Annotated in this window: 4 protein-coding genes and 1 pseudogene; 4 read left to right on the plus strand and 1 reads right to left on the minus strand. The window is 73.0% G+C overall.

Annotation, left to right across the window (positions count from 1 at the left end; all coding sequences use genetic code 11):
• Positions 1 to 509, minus strand: a pseudogene (locus ACFV6D_RS37365) (NUDIX domain-containing protein); the annotation flags it as partial.
• 263 nt (positions 510 to 772) lie between these two features.
• On the opposite strand from ACFV6D_RS37365, the gene mmuM reads away from it, so the two are divergent.
• The 4 genes from mmuM to glpK all read left to right on the plus strand — a co-directional run bounded on the left by mmuM (position 773) and on the right by glpK (position 5,299).
• On the plus strand, positions 773 to 1,717 hold the full coding sequence (mmuM, locus tag ACFV6D_RS37370) for a homocysteine S-methyltransferase (protein ID WP_380563174.1): 945 nt from the start codon (positions 773 to 775) through the stop codon (positions 1,715 to 1,717).
• 185 nt (positions 1,718 to 1,902) lie between these two features.
• The gene (locus tag ACFV6D_RS37375) at positions 1,903 to 2,667 is read left to right on the plus strand and encodes an IclR family transcriptional regulator (RefSeq protein WP_063350192.1); all 765 of its coding nucleotides are present in this window, start codon (positions 1,903 to 1,905) and stop codon (positions 2,665 to 2,667) included.
• 280 nt (positions 2,668 to 2,947) lie between these two features.
• Positions 2,948 to 3,685, plus strand: coding sequence for an MIP/aquaporin family protein (locus ACFV6D_RS37380; protein ID WP_063350191.1), 738 nt, complete (start codon positions 2,948 to 2,950; stop codon positions 3,683 to 3,685).
• A gap of 93 nt (positions 3,686 to 3,778) precedes the next feature.
• Positions 3,779 to 5,299, plus strand: a complete 1,521-nt coding sequence (glpK, locus tag ACFV6D_RS37385; RefSeq protein ID WP_063350190.1) for a glycerol kinase GlpK — start codon at positions 3,779 to 3,781, stop codon at positions 5,297 to 5,299.
• Positions 5,300 to 5,414: the final 115 nt, after the last annotated feature.

A 5,414-nucleotide genomic window follows, 5' to 3' on the forward strand; every position in this document is an offset into this window, starting at 1 on the left:
TCTCCGTGATGTTCGTGCTCTGAGGGGGTTTGTGTGCGTCGCCGCCCGCCTCATCACCCTACCCCCCCCCCCGCGGCGCCCCCCCCCCCCCCCCCCCCGGCTCGGGGTCGGCCGCCGGGCCGGGTGCCCAGGTCGAGGTCGGCGACGGGGTGCCAGGTGGCGGCTGCGGCGTCCGTACCGGCCTGCGGGTCGGGCAGGTCGGGGGCGAAGGCGAGGTAGGCGACGGAGACGACGTGCATGCGCGGGTCTCGCTCGGGGGCGCCGTAGGTGCCGAGCTGTTCGAGGTGGACGCGGCAGAGCGCGGCCTCGACTTCGGAGCCGCCGAGCAGGCCGGTCTCCTCGGCGAGTTCGCGGGCGGCGGCCTCGTCCAGGCTCTCCTCGCCGGCGCGCAGGAAGCCGCCGGGCAGGGCCCAGCAGCCCTGGTAGGGCGGGGCGCCGCGCTGGACGAGCAGGACGTGCAGGCCGCTGTGGCGCAAGGTCAGGGCGACCACGTCGACGGTGACGGCGATCGGGGCGTAGGCGCGCGGGTCGTAGGCGGCGAGCCACTCCTGCTCGTCCTGCTCGCTCGCGGGCGTGGTCGGGGGCGGGGTGGACGGGTCGTCCGTTTCCATCACCGGCTCCTCTCCGCGCTCGCCGCCGTACGGGGTGCTGTCGTTCTCTGGCTGAGCACAACGTAGCGATTCCGTTCCCCGGCGGCAAATGGTTTTCCGGGTCCGCGGGGATGCCCGGCTTCTAGGCTGTGAACAGGAACGACCGCGCCCGAGGAGGCCCCATGCCCACTGCTCCCCCGCCGGACTTCGCCGCGGCGCTGGCGGCCGGTCCGCTGGTGCTGGACGGCGGGATGTCGAACCAGCTGGCGGCGGCCGGGCACGACCTCCTCGACGAGCTGTGGTCGGCGCGGCTGCTGGCGGACGCGCCGGAGGCGGTGGTGGCGGCGCACCGGGCGTACTTCGCGGCCGGGGCCGACGTCGCCATCACGGCGAGCTACCAGGCGAGCTTCGAGGGCTTCGCCCGGCGCGGAGTGGGCCGGGCCCAGGCCGCACGGCTGCTGGCGCGCAGCGTGGAGCTGGCCCGGGAGGCGGCGCGGGCCGAGCCGGGCGGGCGGCGGCGCTGGGTCGCGGCGTCGGTGGGGCCGTACGGGGCGGTGCTGGCGGACGGTTCGGAGTACCGGGGCCGGTACGGGCTGAGCACCGCGGAGCTGGTGGCCTTCCACCGGCCGCGGCTGGAGGCGCTGGCGGCGGCCGGGCCCGACGTGCTGGCGCTGGAGACGGTGCCGGACGCGGACGAGGCGCGGGCGCTGCTGGAGCTGGTGCGCGGGCTGGGCGTGCCGGCCTGGCTGTCGTTCAGCGTGGCGGGCGGCCGGACCAGGGCGGGCCAGCCGCTGGCGGAGGCGTTCGCGCTGGCGGCCGGGGTGGACGAGGTGCTGGCGGTGGGCGTGAACTGCTGCACCCCGCAGGACGCGGACCGGGCGGTGGCGCTGGCGGCCGAGGTGACCGGCAAGCCGGTGGTGGTGTACCCGAACAGCGGGGAGGAGTGGGACGCCGCGCGCCGGGACTGGCGCGGCGAGCCGACGTTCCGCTCGGCCCGGGTGGGCGGCTGGCTGGCGGGCGGCGCACGGCTGGTGGGCGGCTGCTGCCGGGTGGGGCCGGACGGGATCGCCGCGCTGGCGGCGGAGGTCGCGGTGCGACGGGGGCGCTCGAGCGACGTCGGGGAGTGAGGGGACGTCGGGGGGTGGGCGGCACGGCGGGCGGCAGGCGGCGGGTCGGCGGGCGGCGGAGGTTAACGGACGGCCGAGCGCGGGTTACCGAGGGGGAAGGTGCACGGACCGGCGACGGCCTGGCAGACTCGTCCCGTTACCACTGCGGTCGACAATGTCGACCGCCTGTCAGCGCGGAGGTCCCCATGCCCGGCCCGATCCAGTCGCTCTCCCGGGCCGCCGCGATCTTGCGCCTGCTGGCCGGCGGTGAGCGCCGCCTGGGCCTGTCCGAGGTCGCGACGGCGCTGGAACTCGCCAAGGGCACCGCGCACGGCATCCTGCGCACGCTCCAGCAGGAGGGGTTCGTCGAGCAGGACCCGGAGAGCGGCAAGTACCAGCTGGGCGCCGAACTGCTGCGGCTGGGGCAGAGCTACCTGGACGTGCACGAGCTGCGGGCACGGGCGCTGGTCTGGGCGGACGACCTGGCCCGGGCGGCCGGCGAGACCGTCTACCTGGGGGTGCTGCACCAGCAGGGCGTGCTGGTCGTGCACCACGTCTTCCGGCCGGACGACACCCGGCAGGTGCTGGAGGTCGGCTCGATGCAGCCGCTGCACAGCACCGCGCTGGGCAAGGTGCTGCTGGCCTACGACCCGGTCGCGCGCGGCGAGTTGGGCGACGGGCCGTACGAGTCGTACACCCTGCGGACACTGACCGAGGCGGCCGACGTGGACGCCGAGTGCGCGCTGATCCGTGAGCGCGGCTGGACGGACTCGATCGAGGAGACCTGGGAGGGCGTGGCCTCGATCGGCGCGCTGATCCAGGACCGGCGACGCAACCCGGTGGGCGCGGTGTGCATCAGCGGCCCGGTGGAGCGGGTCTGCGAGGACGGCTTCGTGAAGCCGTCGCTGGTGGCCTCGGTGCGCAGCGCGGCACGGGCGATCTCGCGCGATCTGGGCGCCGGGCGCTTCTGAAACCCCGGGCCGCACCGGCGGCCACATCGTCACGCTGAGGCGCGGACGGGCATCGGCCTGTCCGCGCCTTGGCGTTTTGCCCCGGTTTGGCCCGCTCCGCTGGGTAACTTCGGGGGAAGGGTCACAGCTCCGTAACCCTGCCTTGACGCGAGGGCAACCAGGGGAGGAAGCTTCCGCATAACGGTCGACATTGTCGAACGATGGCCGGGAAGATCAATCCCCCGATGCGCTCACCCGCACAACGATCGGCCGGCCGCCCCCACCCACACCTCCGGGCCATATGGACAAGGGAGTCTTTGTGTCCGCGTTCTCCAACGGCGACGTCTTCGTCGGCGAAACCCTCGGCACCGCCGCCCTGATACTTCTCGGTGGCGGCGTCTGCGCCGCCGTGACCCTCAAGAAGTCGAAGGCCCTCAATGCCGGCTGGCTGGCGATCACCTTCGGCTGGGGCTTCGCGGTCCTGATCGCCGCCTACATCTCGGCTCCGAAGTCCGGCGCCCACCTCAACCCGGCCGTCACCATCGCGCTCGCCATCAAGAGCGGCGACTGGAACCAGGTGCCGCTCTACCTCGGCTCCCAGTTCCTCGGCGCGATGATCGGCGCCGTGCTGGTCTGGCTCACCTACCTCGGCCAGTTCCAGGCCAACGAGGAGCCCACCCTCGGCATCTTCTCGACCGGGCCCGAGATCCGGAACCCGATCCAGAACGTCGTCACCGAGGTCATCGGCACCTTCATCCTCTGCATGGCGATCCTCACCCTCGGCAAGAACGACGGTCTGGCCGCCGGCGGCCTCAGCACCCTGATCGTGGCCCTCACGGTCGTCGGCATCGGCCTCTCGCTGGGCGGCCCCACCGGCTACGCGATCAACCCGGTCCGCGACCTCGGCCCGCGCATCGTGCACTCGCTGCTGCCCATCCCGAACAAGGGCGGCTCCGACTGGTCGTACGCCTGGGTTCCGGTCGTCGGCCCGCTGATCGGCGGCGCGCTGGCCGGCGGTCTGTACAACGCGATGTTCTAAAGGGCCGGGTTCGAACCCGCCGAGCACGGGGACCGACCACTACGTCGGGCCCACCCACCCCGAACCCCCGAATCCTGAGCCGAGGACCCTCTGATGACCTCCACTGGCAACTACATCGCCGCGATCGACCAGGGCACCACCTCCAGCCGCTGCATCATCTTCGGCGCCGACGGCCGGATCGTCGCCGTCGACCAGCAGGAGCACCGGCAGATCTTCCCGCAGCCCGGCTACGTCGAGCACGACGCCGCCGAGATCTGGACCCGGGTGCAGTCGGTCGTCCGCGGCGCGCTGGAGAAGGCCGGCCTGACCAAGGACGACATCCGCGCGATCGGCATCACCAACCAGCGCGAGACCACCGTCCTGTGGGACAAGAACACCGGCGAGCCGGTCCACAACGCGCTGGTGTGGCAGGACACCCGCACCGAGGGCCTCTGCCGCGAGCTCGGCCGCAACGTCGGCCAGGACCGCTTCCGCCGCGAGACCGGCCTCCCGCTCGCCAGCTACTTCGCCGGTCCGAAGATCCGCTGGCTGCTGGACAACGTCGAGGGCCTGCGCGAGCGCGCCGAGGCCGGCGACATCCTGTTCGGCACCATGGACACCTGGGTGATCTGGAACCTCACCGGTGGTGTCAACGGCGGCAAGCACGTCACCGACGTCACCAACGCCAGCCGCACCATGCTGATGAACCTGCACACCCTGCAGTGGGACGACAAGATCGCCGAGTCGATCGGCGTGCCGATGGCCGTCCTGCCGGAGATCCGCTCCTCCGCCGAGGTCTACGGCGAGGCCGTCGGCGACCTGGCCGGCGTCCCGGTCGCCTCCGCGCTCGGCGACCAGCAGGCCGCGCTGTTCGGCCAGACCTGCTTCGACGAGGGCGAGGCCAAGTCCACCTACGGCACCGGCACCTTCCTGCTGCTCAACACCGGCGAGAAGATCGTCAACTCGTACCACGGCCTGCTGACCACCGTCGGCTACCGGATCGGCGACCAGGCCCCGGTCTACGCCCTGGAAGGCTCGATCGCCGTCACCGGCTCGCTCGTCCAGTGGCTGCGCGACCAGCTCGGCATCATCTCCACCGCCGCCGAGATCGAGACCCTCGCCAACACCGTCGAGGACAACGGCGGCGCCTACTTCGTCCCGGCCTTCTCCGGCCTGTTCGCCCCGTACTGGCGCTCCGACGCCCGCGGTGTGATCGCCGGCCTGACCCGGTACGTCACCAAGGGCCACCTGGCCCGGGCCGTCCTGGAGGCCACCGCCTGGCAGACCCGCGAGGTCGTCGACGCCATGCAGAAGGACTCCGGCGTCGAGCTCACCGCCCTCAAGGTCGACGGCGGCATGACCAGCAACAACCTGCTCATGCAGAACATCGCCGACGTCCTGGACGCCCCGGTCGAGCGCCCGTACGTGGCCGAGACCACCGCCCTCGGCGCCGCCTACGCGGCCGGGCTCGCCGTCGGCTTCTGGACCGACCTCGACACCCTGCGGGCCAACTGGCACCGCGCCGCCGAATGGACCCCGCGCATGGACGAGGCCACTCGCGAGCGCGAGTACAAGAAGTGGCTCAAGGCCGTGGAGCGCACCATGGGGTGGGTGGAGGAAGAAGAGACCGACTGACCGACAAGCCGGGGGGGGGGGCCCCCCCCCCCCCCCCGCCCCCCCCCCCCGGCGCCCGGTGTAACCCCGGGAAGAAGGCCCCCCCCCCCCGCCCGCCCCCCGCACACACGAATGG

This window comes from Kitasatospora sp. NPDC059812, assembly GCF_042732075.1.
GTDB lineage: Bacteria > Actinomycetota > Actinomycetes > Streptomycetales > Streptomycetaceae > Kitasatospora.